This window comes from Streptomyces sp. Je 1-79, assembly GCF_025195125.1.
In the GTDB taxonomy this organism is placed as follows: Bacteria; Actinomycetota; Actinomycetes; order Streptomycetales; family Streptomycetaceae; genus Streptomyces.
The window spans coordinates 79843-97842 of the sequence record NZ_JAMGSL010000007.1 but is presented as its reverse complement, the minus strand read 5'-3'; the positions used below and the strand labels follow the sequence as shown (position 1 = coordinate 97842).

The following is an 18000-nucleotide window of genomic DNA, read 5'->3' as shown; positions in this document are numbered from 1 at the left end:
ATGTTTAAGTGAGGTGATCAAGCGACGGAGAGATGAATGGAGTTCAGGGTGAAGGCCGTGGTTCGGGGGACAGTGTGCGTGGCGGCGCTGGTGGCGGCGCTGACCGGGTGCGGGGGCGACGGCGGCACCTCGGCGCTCGGTGCGGACGGGAAGGTGGCTCCCGTCGCGCTGACCGCGGAGCAGATACGGGCGGCTCTTCCGACCGAGACCAGCCTGGGTGACATCTTCTCGGGCGACGAGGCGGTGGTGGCCCAGGGGCAGGAGGCGCGTGAGTTCTGCGCCGAGGAGAGCGGGACCGCGTGCGAGGGGCTGGTGGCGGCGGGTCACCAGGAGCTTGCGGTCAGGGGGTCCTCGGACGACGGCAAGCTCGAGTTCACCCTTGTCTCGTTCGATTCGCCGGCGGCCGCGGCCGTGGTGATGAAGGGGCTGGCGGACGAGGAGCGGAGCGACGGCGACGCGCCCGAGCCGGTGCGGGTCGAGGCCGGCGCGGACGAGACCGACGCGTTCGCGTCCAGCAGCCGGGTGACCCATGTGTACCTGCGCGTCGGCGGCGTCGTCGCGTACGTCCGGGCGATCGAGACCGAGCTCGGCAACGTGAACCGGGCGGCGGTCCACCAGGTCGAGCGGATCAAGAACGGCGCGTGACAGAGCGGGGGCGTGGTCCGGCCCACGTCACCGTCACGGCGGGGGCGTGGCCCGGCCGCGGCCACTGACACGGCGGGGGTGTGGACCGGCCCCGGACCCGGTCACTGACAGGGCGGGGGCGTGGTCCGGCCCACGTCACCGTCATGGCGGGGGCGTGGTCCGGCCGCGGTCACTGACAGGGTGGGGCGGTGACCCGGCTCCGACCCCGGTCACCGCCCCGTCCACCCACCTTCCCCGCTCAGCGCGTCAGGCGCCACGCGGGGAGCGCCGCGGACACCGTCGCGACCAGGCCGCACACCCCCGCCGCCGCGCCGACCGCCGTCCACGGCACCGCGAGGGAGACCGGCGCGGACAGGGCCGCGAGCCCCGCCCCCAGGACCCCCAGACAGGCCGCCGTCACCGCCAGGCCGAGGACCGCCCCGATCGCCACGGCCAGGGCCGCCTCGCCCGTCACCACCCGCAGGATCTGGGTACGCGTCGCGCCGGCCAGCCGGAGCGAGGCCAGCTCCGCGCCCCGTGCCGAGGTCGCCATCAGCAGCGTGTTGGCGAGCGCGATCACGGTGTAGACGAGGGCGATGCCGAGGACCAGGAGCAGCCCGAGTCGGGTCTCCGGGCCGGCCGTGGGGTGCGTGGCGGCGGCCCACTCCTCCACGGTGCGCACGGGTCCGCCGGACGCCGCGAGGGCCTCCGGGCCCGTGCCGGCCGCCTCGACCCGGTCCACCGTCGCGCCCGGAGCGTTGGCCCGTGTCACGTACGGGCCGTTGTCGCCCGTCCCGAGCGCCAGGACCGCCACCACCCGCAGCCGTACCGGCCCGCTGCCGTCCGCGAGCCAGACGTCGACCTGCTCGCCGACCGTCCGCCGCTCCCACTCCTCGTTGACGACGATCGACCGGTCGTCGAGATCGGCCAGGTCCCCCGCCACCACGGGCAGCCGGGCGAGCTCCGCGAAGGCCGCCGGGTCGGAGACCGCCCGGGCCCCGTACTTCACGAGCGCCGCGTCCCCGTCCCGTACGAAGACGGACGTCGTCGCGGTCGCCGAGGCACCGGGCACCGGCCGCAGGTCCGCCCCGGCCACCACCCACTCCGCGCGGGTCTGCTCCCGCGCCTCCGCCGCCTTCGTGCTCGTCACCGTCGTCGCCGCGCCCAGGAGCGAGCCGGCCAGCGCGACCGTGACCAGGACCGGTGCGGCGACGGCGGAGGTACGGCGGACGGCCGCCGCGCTGTTCTCCCGTACGAGCATCCCCGTCGCCCCCGGCAGCCGCAGCGCCCGCGCCACCGGCCGGACGAGCACCGGGGCGAGCAGCGCCGCGCCGGTGATCAGAAGCATCGGCAGGGTCGTGTACGTCTTGCGCTTGAGCAGCTCCGAAGGCTCGGTGGCGCAGGTCCAGAGGAGCAGCGCCGCGCCGGTGACCAGCAGCCCCGTGCCGAGCAGCGCCCGGCCGAGCGGCAGGACGTCCGTGTCGACGTCCGCCTCGCGCAGCGCGGCCGCAGGGCCGACCCTCCCGGCCCGGCGGGAGGCGGCGAAGGCGCCCGTGAGGGCGACGGTCACCCCGGTCCAGAAGGCCGTGTGGAAGGGCCAGGCGGCGTCGCCGATCGTGAACCAGTCGGGGGCGAGCCCGCCGTCCACGAGCACTCGCGCCAGCCACGGCGCACCCCACGCGCCAAGCGCGCACCCGGCGGCCGAGGCGAGGATCCCGACGCCCGCGGCCTCCGCGAGCAGCATCCGCCGCACCTGGCCGGGCGTCGCGCCCGCCGTCCGCAGCAGCCCGAACTCGCGTCGCCGCAGGGCGACCGCGAACGCGAACGTGGAGGCGACGACGAAGACGGAGACGAAGGTGGTGACACCACCGGCGGTGCCGAGCAGGGAGTTGAGGGCGACGAGCGCCTGGGCGTCCCGCTCGGGCCCGGGGTCGGCGAGCCGCCGGTCGTCCCCGGTGAGCACCTGCCCGCGCCCGTCGACCAGCGCACGGACCTCGGCGGCCGGGCCGTGGACGCCGACGGCGTCGGGGCCGCCGGCGGTGGTGACGGTCCAGCGGGCCTTCAGCTCGGCAAGCAGTTCGATATCCACAGGCTGTGGACGGTCGAGCCGCTGCGAGACCGTGGCCTTGTCGGGACCCCGCCGTACGTCGACGGTGACCGCGTCGCGCCCCTTCACGACCACCGGCGCCGAGGCGAACCGCTGCGGCGCGCGCTCCGGCGCGTCGACGGTCGAGGCGAGGCCGAGGCCCATGACGGCGAGCAGCCCGACACCGAGGGCGAGGGCGACGAAGCTGCCGAGGAAGGCGGCCCAGCGGGCCCGCAGGCCGGAGAGGACGACGGTCAGCATGCGAGGGCCCCCGTCCCGTACGCGCTCGTCGCGTCCGCGGCCGTCCCCGCCGCCGTCTCCAGGCCCGCCATACGGGCCGCGACGCGCTCGACCGTCGGCGCGGACAGCTCACCCTCCACCCGACCGTCGACGAGGAAGACCACCCGGTCCGCCCGCGCCGCCGCCACCGGGTCGTGCGTCACCATGACGATCGTCTGGCCGTCCCGGTCGACCAGCTCCCGCAGCATCGTCAGCACCTCACGGCTGGTGGCGGAGTCCAGCGCCCCGGTCGGCTCGTCCCCGAAGAGCACCGCGGGCCGGGTGATCAAGGCCCGGGCGATCGCGACCCGTTGCTGCTGACCGCCGGACAGCTCCCCGGGACGGTGTCTCTCCCGTCCGCCGAGTCCGACGCGCTCCAGCGCCGCCCGCACCTCGCCGCGGGGCACCCGCCGCCCGGCCAGCCGCAGCGGCAGCGCCACGTTCTGCGCGGCGGTCAGCGAGGGCAGCAGGTTGAACGACTGGAAGACGAACCCGATCCGGTCCCGCCGCAGCAGCGTCAGCCGGCGCTCGCTCAGCCCCTCCAGAGCGACCCCGCCCACCTCGACCGTCCCGCCGGTCGGCCGGTCGAGTCCGGCGGCGCACTGGAGCAGCGTGGACTTGCCGGAGCCGGAGGGGCCCATGACGGCGGTGAAGGTCCCGGTACGGAAGTCCAGGTCGACGCCGTCGAGGGCGCGGACGTCGCGGTGGTGGCGGCGGAGGCCGGTGAGCCGAACAGCGGTGTCGGAGCGCGTCGTTGTCATGGCTCAAGCGAACCGTTTCCGCGTCCGCCGATCACGACCACTGGAGGGCGTCCGCGGGGTATGCCTGGCCCTACCTCCCGCGTACGGCCCACCCGGTCAGCGTGCTCCCCCCGATTTCGTGATCCTGTTCGGTGAGGATCATTCTGGAAGGAGCGCGCGCGTCTCGTAGGGAGGCGGGCGCGCGAGGAAGGGGACGCGAAGCCGTCGTGAGTACGACGAGGAGTACGGTCGAGAAGGCATTCGAGGCCCTGTACACGAACGACGACACGGCCCTGGACACGGCGGCGTCGCTGCTCGCCGCCGACCGGTCGGCGGACGCGGAACTGACCCTCCGGGGCGAGGAGTTCGTGCGGCGGGCGTGGGAGCGGGGCTGGCAGCCGGCGGATCTCGTACGGCTGGTGCGGCGGGAGTTGGCGGAGGAGCACGTGCGGCTCGCCGGCGCCCTGATCGCCTCGGAGACGGGGCGCTACGAACGCCTGCCGCACCGGTGGGCCGCGCAACTGTCCGACCTGGACACCGCGCCCGCCCGCGCGGACCGCTTCTCCTCGGCGACGACGACCCTGGAGCTGTACCGCCTGCTCGTCAGGCTGCCGTCCCTGGAGCCGGTGGGCCCGGTGCCCGGGGACGCCCTCCCGGCAGCCGTCGCGGGGGAGCCGCGGATGCTGACGCGCGTACGGGCCCTGCTCGCGAAGGCGGAGGCGACGGGCTACCCGGAGGAGGCGGAGGCGCTGACCGCCAAGGCCCAGGAGCTGATGGCCCGCCACAGCCTGGACGAGGCGGCGCTGGAGTCCCGTACGCCCTCCGGGGACGTGCCGGGGGCGATCCGGATCGGGGTCGAGCCGCCCTACGAGCAGGCCAAGGCGATCCTGCTGGACGCGGTGGCGACGGCGAACCACTGCCGTGCGGTGTGGAACGAGCCGTACGGCTTCTCGACCGTGGTCGGCTTCGAGGCGGACCTGGAACCGGTGGAGCTGCTCTACACCTCGCTCCTGGTCCAGGGCACGGCGGCGATGACACGGGCGGAGGCGGAGCAGCGGGCGGGCGGCCGCAAGCGCACGAAGTCCTTCCGCCAGTCGTTCCTGCTCGCGTACGCGAACCGGCTGGGCGACCGCCTCGCGACCACGACGCGACGCGTCGCCGCCGAGGCCCCCAGCCTCCTTCCGGCGCTCGCCTCGCGGGAGGTCGCGGTCACGTCCCGGGCGGACGAGATGTTCCCCGAGACCCGCACGACCCGCGTCCGCGCGATGTGGGACGAGGCGGGCTGGACCCACGGCACGACGGCCGCGAACGCGGCGGGCCTGGGCCGCGGCCACCGCGAGATCCGCGACAGGCACTGAGGCGTCCCGCCCGCGCGGGGGGAGGAGCAGGGCGGCCGGGCGCGGTCTTGCGCCGGGCATCGACCCCGGCGGGGCGCGGCCCTGCTCCGGCGTCGGGCCCGCCGGACGCGGCTCGGCCGGCATCGGGCCCGCCGGACGCGGCTCGGCCGGCATCGGGCCCGCCCGACGCGGCTCGGCCGGCGTCGGGCCCGCCGCGCGCGGCCCTGCCCCGGCATCGGCCCCGTCGCAGGTGGCCCCGTCGCACGTGGCCGGGCCGGCACCGGGGCCCGTCCGGCGTGGCCCCCCGCCCCGCCCCCGGCCCACCCCCGGTCACCACTCGGTCAGCGCGGCGAGGCCCGACGCGCAGTCGGGGTAGCGCGGGGTCCAGCCGAGTTCGGCCTCGGCCTTGGCGGGGGAGACGAGCAGGCTGCTGGTGCAGACCCGGTGGGCGTACGGCATCGGCCGGGTCAGCCAGGCCGGGACGGTCAGCGGCCTCGGCGTGCCGAACACCGCGGCGACCGCCCGCACATGCGCGCCGAAGCCCATCGGGCCGTCGTCCACGATGTTGTACGCCTGTCCCGGCCGCCCGCGCTCGACCGCCAGCGCCACCGCGCGCGCCGCGTCCTGGAGGTGGACCCACGGCAGCACCCGGCCCCGGTCGGCGACCGCCGGCAGCTTCCGCCTCCGCAGCAGGTCCACCACGGTCTCGGTGCCGCCGGGCCCGTAGAAGAGGCCGAACCGCAGCGCGACGCCCTCGATCCCCCCGGCCCCGAGCATCAGCCGCTCCTTGGTCCGCATGGCGTCCACGTGCCGCTGGGACGGCGCGTCGAGGCCGACCGGGCCGAAGACGTCGTCCTCCGTGATCACCCGGTTCCCGAAGTCCCCGTAGCCGTACCCGAAGACCATCGACTCGGCGATCATCCGCCGTGCACCCACCGCCCGGGCCGCCTCGACGAGATGGGCGGTCCCCGTGACCCGCAGCGCGTCGGTCGCGTCCATGTCCCGGTGTCTCATCGGAGGCTCCCGCAGGGCGGTCGCCGCGTGGACGACGGTGTCGATCTCCAGCCCCTCCACCGCACGGAGCAGCCCGTCCCGGTCCATGAGGTCGGCGACGACCTCGTTCTCCGCCCCGCGCCCCAGCCCCAGCACGGTGTGCCCGGCCTCGGTGAGCTCCTCGGCGACGTGGCGTCCGAAGACCCCGCTCGCCCCTGCCAGCAGCACGTTCTTGGTGTCGGTCATGCTCATGGGACGAGCATGGGCCGCCGAACGTGACATCGCCGGAAGCGACCCGGGCCCCAGGGCGGGCGGGGGGAAATGCCCCGTTCATCCCGGTGCGCCGTTAGGCTCGGCGCCATGAGCTGGCTCCGGGCCCTGAAGGAGACCGCCCGTTCCGGGCTCACCGTCGAGCGGCGGCGGCTGGAACCGCTCGTGGCCGCCCGCGCCGCCCTCGGCCTCGCCCTCGTCGTCGGTGTCACCCTCGCGCTCTTCGGGCCCGGCGCCGCCGTCTCCTCCGCGTTCGGCGCGTTCCAGGCCGCCATCGCCACCTTCCAGCGCTCCTGGCGCCCCCGCCCGACCCTCGCCCTCGCCTCCGGTGCCAGCCTCGCCGTCTCCACCTTCCTGGGCTACCTCACGAACGCCGGCGACCACCTGGCCCTCTTCCTGGCCCTGCTCGCCGTGTGGACCTTCCTCTCCGGTCTCGCCTGGGCCGCGGGCCCCACCGTCGGCATCATCGCCTCCTCCAACGTCGCGATGATGCTGGTGACGGTCACCCTCCCCACCTCCGTCGCCGAAGCCGCCGGCCACGCGGCGATGATCGCCGTCGGCGGGCTCGTGCAGGCCGCGCTCCTCGTCGTCCTGCCGGTCCGCCGCTGGGGACCCCAGCGCGACGCCCTCGCCGACGCGCTCGCCGCCGAGGCGGACTACGCCCGTCGCCTCCGTGACGACCCCGTCGCCTCCTTCGACCCCGTCCCGCTCATGACCGCCCGCAGCGCCGCCGCCGTCACCCCGCGCCAGGCCCGCCGCCGCCCCGCCGAACTGCACGGCGCCCGCGGTCTCGCCGAGCGCATCCGCCCGGTGCTCGCCTCCCTCGCCGACCCGGCCGTCGGCGCCTCGGCCGAGGGCCCGGAACGGGACAGGGTCCGTGAGCTCCTCGCGGCCGCCGGAGAGGTGCTGGACGCCGCCGCCCACGCGATCCGGCACGGCGAGCCCGTCGACCTCCCGCCCGCCGCCGTCGCCGCGCTCCGTACCCCCGACACCGGCGCGATCCTCGACGGACCCCCGCGCCGCGCCGCCGTCCGTCTCGCCGCCCTCCTCGACGACGTCGTGGAGACCGCCGAGCCCCGGACCGAGACCGCCTCCGACGCCCGCTCCCGCCCCACGCTCGTGCGCCTCGTCCCCGTCGTCGCGGCCAGGATGCGGGCCGAGGTGCGCCCCGACTCGCCGGTCCTGCGCCACGCCGTCCGCGTCACCGCGGTCACCACCGCCGGTTACGTCCTCGGTTCCGCGCTCCCCCTGGGGCACGGCTACTGGGCGCCGATGGCCTCCGTCATGGTCATGCGCCCGGACTTCTCGCAGACGTACTCCCGTTCCGTCGCCCGCTTCGGAGGCACCCTCGTCGGCGTCGCCCTCGCCACCGGGATCGTGCAGGCCGCCGACCCGGGCATGTACCTCTCCGCCGCGCTCGCCGTGATCTGCGCCTTCGGGATGTACCTGCTGCTGCGCACCGGGTACGCCGTCACCCAGGTGTGCGTCGCCGCGTACGTCGTCTTCCTGCTCGGCGTGGGCGGTTCGGCCTGGACGCAGACCGTCTTCGAGCGCGTGGTCCTCACCCTCCTCGGCGGGATCCTCGCGATGCTCGCGTACGCCGTGTACCCGGCCTGGGAGACGCCCCGGCTGCGCGGCCGGCTCGCCGACTGGCTGGTGTCCGACGGCCGTTACGCCGCCTCCGTCGTCGCCCACTACGCCAACCCGGCCGGTACGGCCTGTCCCGACGTGCGTGAGGCGCTGCTCGACACCCGCGCCGCCAGGATCGCCTGGCAGGAGGCGGTGGACCGGGCGACCCACGAACCGGTGCGCCACCGCGGTCTGTCACGGGCGGCGGCGGACGACGCGGGGCACGCGCTCGCCCAGTTCGGCAGGGTCGCGATGCTGATGGAGGCGCATCTCCCGGAGCGCGGCACCCCGCCCGTCCCGGCCGCCGCGACGCTCGCCGAGGCGCTGCGCCGGGCGACCGAACGGGGCGCGAAGGCGGTACGGGAGCGCAGGGCGCCGGACTGGGACGAGGTCAGGGAGGCGGCCGCGGCCTGGGGACCGGCCGACGACCCGCTGCTGACCAGGAGCGCGGCCCTCCTCGTCGACGCACTCGACGACCTTTCGCATGCCCTCGCCGAGGAAGCCGCCCCGAAGCGCGCCTGATGCACGCCTGACGCGCGCCTGACGCGCCGGAACCTTCTGGCCCGTGACGGCGTCCCCTCTACCGGCGGGTGTTCTTGCCCTACTCGCAGGTAGCACGCTGAGTCGCGTAGTCGCTACGCCACCCCGCGTGCACGTGCATCTGCTCATGCATCGGCATATGAACACAGCTATGATCCGAGGAAGTTGACACCTGCATCAAACATCTCGGGGAGCTACCAATGCAGCACGCGCACCACGCGTACAACGGCATGGCGGCCACGGAGCTCCGGGGTGTCGTGTGGCAGAAGAGCCGGCACAGCAACTCCCAGGGGTCCTGCGTGGAGTTCGCCAAGCTGCCGGGCGGGAACGTCGCCGTGCGCAACTCGCGTCACCCGGACGGGCCCGCGCTGGTCTACACGCCCGCCGAGATCGAGGCGCTGCTGCTGGGGGTCAAGGACGGGGAGTTCGACCACCTGGTGTGAGTCCACCGCGCGCACGGGAAAGGGCCCCGGCATCCCGCCGGGGCCCTTTTCACGTACTACGCGCGTCACTCCGGTCCGACGCGGAACAGCGCCCACACCACCTTGCCGTGCAGCGTCCCGGCCAGCGGGTGCCATCCCCAGCCGTCGCTGAAGGAGTCGACGAGGAACAGCCCGCGTCCCGACTCGGCCGCGAAGTCCTCGTCGCCCGCGCGCGTCTCCGGGCTCTTGTGGCTCGGGTCGCGCACCGCGCACACCAGCCGGCTGGTCCAGCGCATCAGATGCAGGCGGACGGGGGGTCCGTTCCGGCCGTCCTCGTGATGGCCCCGGACCTCCCGTGCGCCGTGTGCCGCCTCCGACGGCAGCGCGTGCCGCAGGGCGTTGGTGACGAGTTCGGAGACGACCAGGGCGACGTCGTCGAAGCGCTCGGTGAGGTCCCACTGCGCGAGCGTCGCCCGGGTGAACTTCCGTGCGCCGCGCACCGCTTCGTACGCGGGCGGCAGGGCGCAGGAGGCCGAGCTGGAGACGGCGGCGGGATCGATCGGCGGAAGCCCCTGCCGTAACGGCTCGAGCATGGTCGATCCATTCGTCCCCATGCGAGGCACTCCCGGGAATCGCGGCGAATCGCGGATGTGGTGCGGTTGCGCGGGGTCCATCGTTCCGAATGCGACCACTGGATGCAAGGGCAGATGCACGTGCACGCGCCGGACCTGTCCATGACCGTGCCGATTCTGTGCATATCTTCTGCCGACTACTTTCGCCTTGATCAGGAAGTCGCCCTGAAGTTGCCGTCTTTCCGTAATCGAATGTGTACGGGCTGAAGCGTTTAGTGGCAGAATCCGGGGGCCCGAGACCGCGAAGGAGAGGCTGGAGCCGTGACCGCAGTCGAATCGAGCGGAGCGAGCGGGAGCGTCGTGCGGCGCATCCTGCTGGGTTCGCAGCTGAGGCGGTTGCGCGAGTCGCGCGGCATCACCCGCGAGGCAGCCGGCTACTCGATCCGCGCGTCCGAATCCAAGATCAGCCGTATGGAGTTGGGCAGGGTGAGCTTCAAGGCCAGAGACGTCGAGGACCTGCTCACGCTCTACGGCGTCAGCGACGAGAGCGAGCGCGGCTCGCTCCTCGGGCTCGCCCGCGAGGCGAACGTGGCCGGCTGGTGGCACAGCTTCGGCGACGTCCTGCCCGGCTGGTTCCAGACGTACATCGGCCTGGAGGGCGCCGCCTCCCTCATTCGCGTCTACGAAGTCCAGTTCGTGCACGGGCTGTTGCAGACCGAGGCGTACGCGCACGCCGTCGTCACCCGGGGCATGCCCGATGCCCCCCGCGCCGATGTCGAGCGCCGTGTCGCGCTGCGCCTGGAGCGCCAGAAGGTCCTCGTCTCCGAGCGCGCTCCGCGCTTCCACGCCGTCCTCGACGAGGCGTCGCTGCGCCGCCCGTACGGCGACCGGGCCGTGATGCAGGGGCAGTTGAGGCACCTCATCGAGATCTCCGAGCACCCGAACGTCACGCTCCAGGTCATGCCCTTCAGCTACGGCGGCCACGCCGGCGAGAGCGGCGCGTTCACGATGCTGAGCTTCCCCGAGTCCGACCTCTCCGACGTCGTCTATCTGGAGCAGCTGACCAGCGCGCTGTACCTCGACAAGCGCGAGGAGGTCGCCCAGTACGCGCGCGTGATGGAGCGGCTGGCCGAGGACAGTCCCGATCCGGCCGAAAGCCGGGATCTTCTCCGAGGTCTCCTTCAACTCACGTAGGACGTAAGTACGATGACGTGACATCAGAGTCCAGTCGTCACAGTCGCCACGTCCGCCACCGCGGGTTAAGGGGTCTCGCCACATGTCCTACTTCACCGACCTGGCCCACCAGTACATAGACGGCGAGTGGAAGCCCGGCAGCGGCTCGTGGGACATCATCGACTTCAACCCGTACACCGGGGAGAAGCTCGCCTCGATCACCGTGGCCACCGCCGACGAGGTCGACCGCGCCTACCGCGCCGCCGAGCGCGCCCAGCGCGAGTGGGCCGAGACCAACCCGTACACCCGCCGGCTCGTCTTCGAGCGCGCCCTGCGGATCATCGAGGACCGCGAGCAGGAGATCGGCGACGCGATCGTCGCCGAACTCGGTGGCACGCGCCTGAAGGCGGCCTTCGAACTGCACCTCGCCAAGGAGTTCCTGCGCGAGGCGATCCAGCTGGCGCTGCGGCCCGAGGGCAGGATCCTGCCCTCGCCGGTCGACGGCAAGGAGAACCGCGTCTACCGTCTCCCGGTCGGTGTCGTCGGTGTCATCTCCCCCTTCAACTTCCCCTTCCTCCTCTCCCTCAAGTCGGTCGCGCCCGCGCTCGCGCTCGGCAACGCGGTCGTCCTCAAGCCGCACCAGAACACCCCGATCTGCGGCGGCACCCTCGTCGCGAAGGTCCTGGAGGACGCCGGTCTGCCGGCCGGTCTGCTGAACGTCGTCGTCACCGACATAGCCGAGATCGGCGACGCGCTGCTCACCCACCCGGTGCCCAAGGTGATCTCCTTCACCGGCTCCGACAAGGTCGGCCGCCACGTCGCGACCGTCTGCGCGCAGAACTTCAAGCACGCCGTCCTCGAACTCGGCGGCAACAGCGCCCTGATCGTCCTCGACGACGCCGACGTCGACTACGCCGTGGACGCGGCCGTCTTCAGCCGCTTCGTGCACCAGGGCCAGGTCTGCATGGCCGCCAACCGGATCCTGGTGGACCGCACGCTGGAGGAGGAGTTCACCGAGAAGTTCGTCGCGAAGGTGAAGACCCTGCGCGTCGGCGACCCGGCCGACCCCGCCACCCACATCGGTCCGCTCATCAACTCCCAGCAGGCGGAGTCGGTCTCGGCCGTCGTCGAGCAGGCCGTGGAGGCCGGCGCCACAGCCCTGCTGCACGGCTCGGCGGACGGCAACGTCGTCTCTCCGTCGGTCCTGAGCGGCCTTCCGGCCGACGCGCCCGTGCTGAGCCAGGAGATCTTCGGCCCGGTCGCCCTCCTCATCCCCTTCGACGGCGAGGAGGAGGCGGTACGGATCGCCAACGACACGCCGTACGGCCTGAGCGGCGCCGTCCACACGGGTGACATCGAGCGGGGCGTACGGGTCGCCAAGCGCATCCACACCGGCATGATCCACATCAACGACGGCACCGTGGCCGACGAGCCGATCGTGCCCTTCGGCGGCGAGAAGCACTCGGGCATCGGCCGGCTCAACGGCGACGCGATGATCGACGCCTTCACGACCCAGAAGTGGATCTCGATCCAGCACGGCCGAAGCCGGTTCCCCTTCTAGGACAGCAGCTGTCCTCAAGGGTTCGTAGCGTGGTGGGTGTCGGGAGAGGAGAACTCCCCGGCACCCACCATCTCTTTCGTGTCAGGAAGGCGGACATCATGGTTGCTCTTGTTCCCGCGGAGGCCCGGGGCGACGAGCGCGGAGCGTTCCTCAACTTCGTCGAGGTCCAGCGGGCCGCGATCCGCCGCGCCGCCCTCGGTCTCACCGAGGAGCAGGCGGCGAGCCGCCCCAGCGCCAGCACGCTCAGCCTCTCCGGCCTGATCAAGCACGTCGCCGAGGTGGAGCTGGCCTGGCTCCGGCTGGCCCAGCAGCGTCCGAACGAGAAGCACCGCACCCAGGAGACGTGGGGCGACGGCTTCAGGCTCGTGGAGGACGAGAGCATCCCCGGCACGCTGGCCTTCTGGGAGGGTGTGGCCAAGGAGACCGAGGACTTCGTCCGGTCCGTGCCGAGCCTGGACGAGACCTTCCCGCTGCCGCCCGCGCCGTGGTTCCCCGAGGACGGCCGCGTCTCGATCCGCTGGATGCTGCTCCACCTGGTCCAGGAGATGGGGCGGCACGCCGGCCACGCGGACATCATCCGCGAGTCCCTGGACGGCAAGGACTCCTTCACCCTGATCGCGGAGGAGCAGGCCACGGCCCCGGTCGCGGGGTGATCACGCGTACCCTAGTCAAAATTGACTAGGAGGTACGAGGGTGTCAGCGATCCGGCTTCTTGTCCTCGGCGCGGTCCGCCAGCACGGGCGGGCCCACGGCTACCAGATCCGCAACGACCTGGAGTTCTGGGGCGCGCACGAGTGGTCCAACGCCAAGCCCGGCTCGATCTACCACGCGCTCAAGCAGATGGCGAAGCAAGGCCTGCTGCGCGCGTACGAGATCGCGCCGAGCACGGCGGGCGGCCCGCCGCGCACCGAGTACGAGGTGACGGAGAAGGGCACCGAGGAGTACTTCGCGCTGCTGCGCGAGGCGCTGACCACGTACGACCAGAAGATGGACGTCCTCTCGGCGGGGATCGGGTTCATCGTGGACCTCCCCCGGGGGGAGGTCGTGGAGCTGCTGCGGCAGCGGGTGCGGGCGCTCGACGAGTGGCGTACGTCCGTCACCGAGTACTACACGCCGGAGGGCGGCCCGCAGCAGCTCGGGCACATCGGCGAGATCATGCACCTCTGGGTCCACTCCGCCGACGCCGGCAAGGAGTGGACGCTCGGTCTGATCGAGCGGATCGAGGCGGGCGCGTACTCGTTCGCGGGCGAGGGCGGTGAGCCCTTCGTGGGGGTGCTCGCCGAGGGTCAGGAGAACCCGTTCGCGACGGGCGAGCCCGACCCGGAAACTGACTAATCAAGTTTGACCAATCGAGCGGGTGGCGTACCTTCGGCCGAGTGGTCAAGTTTGACTACTGGCTTGGAGGGCTGGAATGACTGACGCGATCGTCGTCGAAGGCGCGCGGAAGCGGTACGGGGACAAGCAGGCGCTCGACGGCCTCGACCTGGCCGTGGGGCGCGGCACGGTGCACGGGGTGCTCGGCCCCAACGGCGCGGGGAAGACCACGGCGGTACGGATCCTGGCGACGCTGCTGCGGCACGACGAGGGCCTGGTGCGGGTGGCCGGCTTCGACGTCCGGACCCGGGCGTCCGAGGTGCGGCGCCGGATCGGCCTTCTCGGACAGCACGCGGCCGTCGACGAGGAGCTGGGCGGCCGGCAGAACCTGGAGATGTTCGGGCGGCTGTACCACCTGGGCGCCCGACGGGCCGGCGCGCGGGCCGACGAGCTCCTGGAGCGGTTCGGGCTCGCGGACACCGGACGCAAGCCCGTCAAGCAGTACAGCGGCGGTATGCGGCGGCGCCTCGACCTCGCCGCCTCGCTGATCACCGATCCGGAGGTGCTCTTCCTGGACGAGCCCACGACCGGACTCGACCCGCGGGGCCGCGGCGAGGTGTGGGAGTCGGTGCGCTCGCTGGTGGGCGGAGGGACGACCGTCCTGCTCACCACCCAGTACCTGGAGGAGGCCGACCAGCTCGCCGACCGGATCTCGGTCGTCGACCACGGCCGGGTCGTCGCCGACGGGACGGCCGACGAGCTGAAGGCGAAGGTGGGCGGCGACCGCATCGACGTCGTCCTGCGCGACGCCCGGCGGCTCGGCGAGGCGGCCCGGCTGCTGCCGGCCGCCGGATCCGAGGTGAGGGTCGACACGGACCGGCGGCGGATCAGCGCGCCCGTCACGGACCGGATGGCGGCGCTCGCCGAGACCGTACGCGCCCTGGAGGCGGCCGGTATCGAGGCGGAGGACATCGCCCTGCGGCGGCCGACCCTCGACGAGGTCTTCCTCCATCTGACCGGAGACGCACAGGACGAGAAGGCGGAGGCGGCGGCGTGAGCGCGACGTATGTGATGAGCGACTGCTGGACCATGACCAGGAGGGAACTGGCCCACTGGGCGCGGCAGCCGGTGCAGATGGTCGTCGGCCTTGTCTTCCCGATCATGATGCTGCTGATGTTCGGCTATCTCGTCGGCGGCGGACGGGGGATCGAGGGCGAGTACGTCGACTTCCTCGTGCCCGGCATGCTCACCCTGACGATGGTCTTCGGCCTCGAAGGCACGATGACGGCCGTCACGCAGGACCTCAACAAGGGTGTGATCGACCGCTTCCGCTCGATGCCGATGGCCGACGGGGCGGTCCTGGTGGGCCGTTCGGTCGCCGACATGCTCCAGTCCGCGGCCGGACTGCTGCTGATGATCGGCGTCGGGTACGCGATCGGCTGGCGGGCGCACGGCGGTGGGTGGGCCTTCCTCGGAGCGGTGGGGCTGCTGCTCCTGCTCCGGTTCGCGATGCTGTGGATCGGGATCTACCTGGCGATGGTCGCGGGACGGGCCGAGCTGGTGATGGCCGTGCAGATCCTGGTCTGGCCGGTCGGCTTCCTCTCCAACGCCTTCGCCTCGCCCGGCTCCATGCCGGGGTGGCTGGGGACCGTCGTGGAGTGGAACCCGATGTCGGCGACGGCGACGGCGGTACGGGATCTGTTCGGCAACCCGGGTGGTGAGCCGGGGCACGTGATGGCGGCGGTGGTGTGGCCGCTGGTGCTGCTCGCGGTCTTCTTCCCGCTGGCGGTACGGAGGTTCAGGCGGCTGAGCGCGTAGCGGGAACCCGAACCGGTCGAGCGGTGTACCTAAGGCAGACGGTTCACCGCGGACCGGGCGAGGGGCAGGGGGACGGGCGATGCGCAGGCTCTGTGGAGCGGCCGGCGCCGTCGTGGCGCTGGTGTTGACGGCTTGTACGGGTGCGGGTACGGGTGCGGGGGCTTCGGGGTCGGGGCCTTCCGGGGCGGGGCCCTCGGCTGCGGGGGCTTCGAGTCCGAGTGTGCCGGGCGGGTCGGTCGGTTCGGGTTCGCCGGGGGGTCCGGGCGGTCCGGGCGGGTCCGGCGTCCTCGCGTCCTCCACGCAGTCGGCGAGGAGCGCGAACCCGCTCCCGTCCGCCGCGAATCCCGGGCTGTGCGACCACCCGGGCAGCTCCTCGCCGGACGGAATCCGCGGCAGCGGGAGGGCGGCGCGGAGCCGGAGGCGCGGCGGACCTGGTTCACCCGGGACGGCGGGCGGACCTGGCGCGAGGGCGACCTGCGCACGACCGGGACGGCCCCGGCGATACCGCCCGGATCGGTCCTCGTCACCGACTGCGCGCGGCCCGCCGGTCCGCGCGGGGACGACTGCGTCCGCGAGCGGCTGGTCGTGGTCTCCCCGCAGGACGGCCGGAGGCGTGCGCTCGCCGAGGCGCCGTCGCTCGGGGCGCGGCCGAGGCCGGCCGCGGTGGCGGAGCCCGACGGCTCCTGGTGGGTCTCCGGCACCGACCCCCTCTCGGGCCGGGCCGCGGTCGCCGTCTCCCGTGACGACGGCCGCTCCTGGTCGGTGGCCCGGCTGCCGAGCCCGGCCGCCGGCCCCGGCTGGTACACCTCGGTGGCGGTCGGTCAGGAGGCGGTCTACGCGGCGGAGATGGGCGAGCTGAAGGGCGGGAAGCCGGTCAAGAACCCCCTGCGCGCCCTGCACCGCTCCGTGGACGGCGGCCGCACCTGGGAGCGGATGTGGACGACGGGCCCGGTGGTGGAGCCGCGCTCGCTCCTGGGGCTGCCCGTGCCCGGCCGGGACGGCCGGCTGCTGATCGCCGCCGAGGACCGGGAGTACGTCAGCGTCGACGGCGGCCGCGGCTTCCGCCCCTCGGGCGAGGGGCCGGGCTTTGTCCGCCGTACGCCGATCGGGCTGCTTCGCACGGCCACCGACTGCCGCTACGCGATATCCGTCGACGGCGAGAGCTGGGCGGAGTTCGGCCTGGCGTGCGAGGGCGCGAACCCATGACGGCCGGCCGGCGCGCTCAGTGGTGGAAGGAGGTGGCGGCCGCCTTGTCGTCGGCCGACGGACCGGACTGGCGGCGCAGGTCGGGCAGGACCCGGTTCAGGTCGTCGATGAACAGCCCCGCGAGGTCGGCCGAGAAGCCGTTGCGGCAGACCACGCGCAGCACCGACAGGTCCTCCCGGTTGGCGGGGAAGGTGTACGCCGGGACGAGCCAGCCGCGCTCCCGCAGCCGGCGCGAGACGTCGAAGACGTCGAAGCGGCTCACGTCGGGGGCGGTGGTGAACGCGAAGACCGGCAGCTGGTCGCCGCGGGTGAGGAGGCGGAATTCGCCGATCGCCTCGATCCGTTCGGAGACCGTGCGGGCGATGTCCCGGGTGGTCTGCTGGACCGCCCGGTAACCCTCCCGGCCGAGCCTCAGGAACGTGTAGTACTGCGCGACGACCTGGGCGCCCGGCCGGGAGAAGTTGAGGGCGAAGGTGGGCATGTCGCCGCCGAGGTAGTTGACCCGGAAGACGAGTTCCTCGGGGAGCTCGTCCGGCGAGCGCCACAGGGCCCAGCCGACGCCCGGGTAGACCAGGCCGTACTTGTGACCGGAGGTGTTGATCGAGGAGACCCGGGGCAGCCGGAAGTCCCAGACCAGGTCCTCGTCCACGAAGGGGGCGACCATCGCGCCGGACGCGCCGTCGACGTGGACGGGGATGTCGAGGCCGGTGCGTTCCTGGAGGGCGTCGAGCGCGGAGCAGATCTCCGCGACCGGTTCGTAGGAGCCGTCGAAGGTCGAGCCGAGCACGGCGACCACACCGATGGTGTTCTCGTCGCAGAGCGCGGCGGCCGACTCCGCGTCCATGTGGAAGCGGTCTCCCTCCATGGGCACGAGCCGGGCCTCGACCTCCCAGAAGTTGCAGAACTTCTCCCAGCAGACCTGCACGTTGATGCCCATCACGAGATTGGGCCGGGCGCTGCCGGGATAGCGGTCGGCGTTCTTCTTGGCCCAGCGGCGCTTGAGGGCCATACCGGCGAGCATGCATGCCTCGCTGGAGCCGGTGGTGGAGCAGCCGACGGCGGCCGAGGGGTCCGGGGCGTTCCAGAGGTCGGCGAGCATGGCCACGCAGCGCCGCTCCAGTTCGGCCGTCCGTGGGTACTCATCTTTGTCGATCATGTTCTTGTCGCGGCACTCGGCCATCAGGACACCGGCCTGGGGCTCCATCCAGGTGGTGACGAAGGTGGCGAGGTTGAGCCGGGAGTTCCCGTCGAGCATGAGCTCGTCGTGGACCACCTGATAGGCGCTCATGGGCGGCAGCGGGCCGTCGGGGAGCCGGTGGAGCGGCGGCGCCTCGGTCATGCCGCCGACCGGGTTGGCCAGGCCGTAGAACGGGTTGAGGGCGAGGTGCCGGTCCGGCTCGGGCTCGGCGTGGCCCTTGTGCAGTGCCATGGGGGCT

General features: G+C 73.1%; 16 protein-coding genes. 11 read left to right on the top strand and 5 right to left on the bottom strand.

Going from position 1 to position 18000, the window contains the following annotated elements; genetic code table 11:
• Window positions 1-36 precede the first annotated feature (36 nt).
• On the top strand, window positions 37-645 hold the full coding sequence (locus tag M5362_RS15650; protein WP_260228147.1) for a hypothetical protein: 609 nt from the start codon (window positions 37-39) through the stop codon (window positions 643-645).
• Between the two features lie 238 nt (window positions 646-883).
• Here the strand turns inward: M5362_RS15650 and M5362_RS15645 are convergent, their stop codons facing one another.
• Both M5362_RS15645 and M5362_RS15640 read right to left on the bottom strand, forming a co-directional pair.
• Window positions 884-2971: an FtsX-like permease family protein gene (locus M5362_RS15645; RefSeq protein ID WP_260228146.1), complete on the bottom strand. Its 2088-nt coding sequence runs from the start codon at window positions 2969-2971 to the stop codon at window positions 884-886.
• Window positions 2965-3750, bottom strand: coding sequence for an ABC transporter ATP-binding protein (locus M5362_RS15640; RefSeq protein ID WP_260228145.1), 786 nt, complete (start codon window positions 3748-3750; stop codon window positions 2965-2967). The genes M5362_RS15645 and M5362_RS15640 overlap by 7 nt, the downstream gene beginning before the upstream one ends.
• A 206-nt stretch (window positions 3751-3956) precedes the next feature.
• Between M5362_RS15640 and M5362_RS15635 the strand changes: the two genes are divergently transcribed.
• Window positions 3957-5087, top strand: a complete 1131-nt coding sequence (locus tag M5362_RS15635; RefSeq protein WP_260228144.1) for a DUF2786 domain-containing protein — start codon at window positions 3957-3959, stop codon at window positions 5085-5087.
• Between the two features lie 309 nt (window positions 5088-5396).
• On the opposite strand, the gene M5362_RS15630 is transcribed toward M5362_RS15635, so the two are convergent.
• Entirely contained in the window at window positions 5397-6311 is a 915-nt protein-coding gene (locus M5362_RS15630) for an NAD(P)-dependent oxidoreductase (RefSeq protein ID WP_260228143.1), read from the bottom strand.
• 108 nt (window positions 6312-6419) lie between these two features.
• On the opposite strand from M5362_RS15630, the gene M5362_RS15625 reads away from it, so the two are divergent.
• Together M5362_RS15625 and M5362_RS15620 are read left to right on the top strand one after the other, a co-directional pair.
• Window positions 6420-8480, top strand: a complete 2061-nt coding sequence (locus M5362_RS15625; protein WP_260228142.1) for an FUSC family protein — start codon at window positions 6420-6422, stop codon at window positions 8478-8480.
• 218 nt (window positions 8481-8698) lie between these two features.
• Window positions 8699-8941, top strand: coding sequence for a DUF397 domain-containing protein (locus M5362_RS15620; RefSeq protein WP_260228141.1), 243 nt, complete (start codon window positions 8699-8701; stop codon window positions 8939-8941).
• 65 nt (window positions 8942-9006) lie between these two features.
• On the opposite strand, the gene M5362_RS15615 is transcribed toward M5362_RS15620, so the two are convergent.
• Window positions 9007-9534, bottom strand: coding sequence for an ATP-binding protein (locus M5362_RS15615; protein ID WP_260228140.1), 528 nt, complete (start codon window positions 9532-9534; stop codon window positions 9007-9009).
• Between the two features lie 279 nt (window positions 9535-9813).
• On the opposite strand from M5362_RS15615, the gene M5362_RS15610 reads away from it, so the two are divergent.
• The 7 genes from M5362_RS15610 (at window position 9814) to M5362_RS15580 (ending at window position 16564) form a co-directional block, all read left to right on the top strand.
• On the top strand, window positions 9814-10686 hold the full coding sequence (locus tag M5362_RS15610) for a helix-turn-helix transcriptional regulator (RefSeq protein ID WP_260228139.1): 873 nt from the start codon (window positions 9814-9816) through the stop codon (window positions 10684-10686).
• 82 nt (window positions 10687-10768) lie between these two features.
• Window positions 10769-12226, top strand: coding sequence for an aldehyde dehydrogenase family protein (locus M5362_RS15605; RefSeq protein WP_260228138.1), 1458 nt, complete (start codon window positions 10769-10771; stop codon window positions 12224-12226).
• A 98-nt stretch (window positions 12227-12324) separates the two neighbouring features.
• On the top strand, window positions 12325-12879 hold the full coding sequence (locus M5362_RS15600; protein WP_260228137.1) for a DinB family protein: 555 nt from the start codon (window positions 12325-12327) through the stop codon (window positions 12877-12879).
• Window positions 12880-12919: 40 nt separating this feature from the next.
• Window positions 12920-13561, top strand: a complete 642-nt coding sequence (locus tag M5362_RS15595; RefSeq protein ID WP_260228136.1) for a PadR family transcriptional regulator — start codon at window positions 12920-12922, stop codon at window positions 13559-13561.
• A gap of 76 nt (window positions 13562-13637) precedes the next feature.
• Window positions 13638-14597 (top strand): ATP-binding cassette domain-containing protein, encoded by a 960-nt coding sequence (locus tag M5362_RS15590; protein ID WP_260228135.1) that lies wholly within the window; start codon window positions 13638-13640, stop codon window positions 14595-14597.
• Between the two features lie 14 nt (window positions 14598-14611).
• Window positions 14612-15358 carry an ABC transporter permease gene (locus tag M5362_RS15585; protein WP_260228481.1) on the top strand — a complete coding sequence of 249 codons (747 nt, stop codon included), beginning with the start codon at window positions 14612-14614 and terminating at the stop codon, window positions 15356-15358.
• A gap of 351 nt (window positions 15359-15709) precedes the next feature.
• A complete protein-coding gene (locus tag M5362_RS15580; RefSeq protein WP_260228134.1) occupies window positions 15710-16564 on the top strand; it encodes a sialidase family protein in 855 nt (284 codons plus the stop codon).
• Between the two features lie 16 nt (window positions 16565-16580).
• Here M5362_RS15580 and M5362_RS15575 read toward each other — a convergent pair whose 3' ends face one another.
• Window positions 16581-17993 carry a glutamate decarboxylase gene (locus tag M5362_RS15575; RefSeq protein WP_260228133.1) on the bottom strand — a complete coding sequence of 471 codons (1413 nt, stop codon included), beginning with the start codon at window positions 17991-17993 and terminating at the stop codon, window positions 16581-16583.
• Between the last annotated feature and the right edge of the window lie 7 nt (window positions 17994-18000).

Coding starts and splice junctions, on each gene's coding strand:
- M5362_RS15600 (WP_260228137.1), top strand. CDS start 12,325: ATGGTTGCTCTTGTTCCCGCGGAGGCCCGGGGCGACGAGCGCGGAGCG.
- M5362_RS15630 (WP_260228143.1), bottom strand. CDS start 6,311: ATGAGCATGACCGACACCAAGAACGTGCTGCTGGCAGGGGCGAGCGGG.
- M5362_RS15615 (WP_260228140.1), bottom strand. CDS start 9,534: ATGGGGACGAATGGATCGACCATGCTCGAGCCGTTACGGCAGGGGCTT.
- M5362_RS15625 (WP_260228142.1), top strand. CDS start 6,420: ATGAGCTGGCTCCGGGCCCTGAAGGAGACCGCCCGTTCCGGGCTCACC.
- M5362_RS15640 (WP_260228145.1), bottom strand. CDS start 3,750: ATGACAACGACGCGCTCCGACACCGCTGTTCGGCTCACCGGCCTCCGC.
- M5362_RS15590 (WP_260228135.1), top strand. CDS start 13,638: ATGACTGACGCGATCGTCGTCGAAGGCGCGCGGAAGCGGTACGGGGAC.
- M5362_RS15645 (WP_260228146.1), bottom strand. CDS start 2,971: ATGCTGACCGTCGTCCTCTCCGGCCTGCGGGCCCGCTGGGCCGCCTTC.
- M5362_RS15650 (WP_260228147.1), top strand. CDS start 37: ATGGAGTTCAGGGTGAAGGCCGTGGTTCGGGGGACAGTGTGCGTGGCG.
- M5362_RS15585 (WP_260228481.1), top strand. CDS start 14,612: ATGAGCGACTGCTGGACCATGACCAGGAGGGAACTGGCCCACTGGGCG.
- M5362_RS15605 (WP_260228138.1), top strand. CDS start 10,769: ATGTCCTACTTCACCGACCTGGCCCACCAGTACATAGACGGCGAGTGG.
- M5362_RS15620 (WP_260228141.1), top strand. CDS start 8,699: ATGCAGCACGCGCACCACGCGTACAACGGCATGGCGGCCACGGAGCTC.
- M5362_RS15575 (WP_260228133.1), bottom strand. CDS start 17,993: ATGGCACTGCACAAGGGCCACGCCGAGCCCGAGCCGGACCGGCACCTC.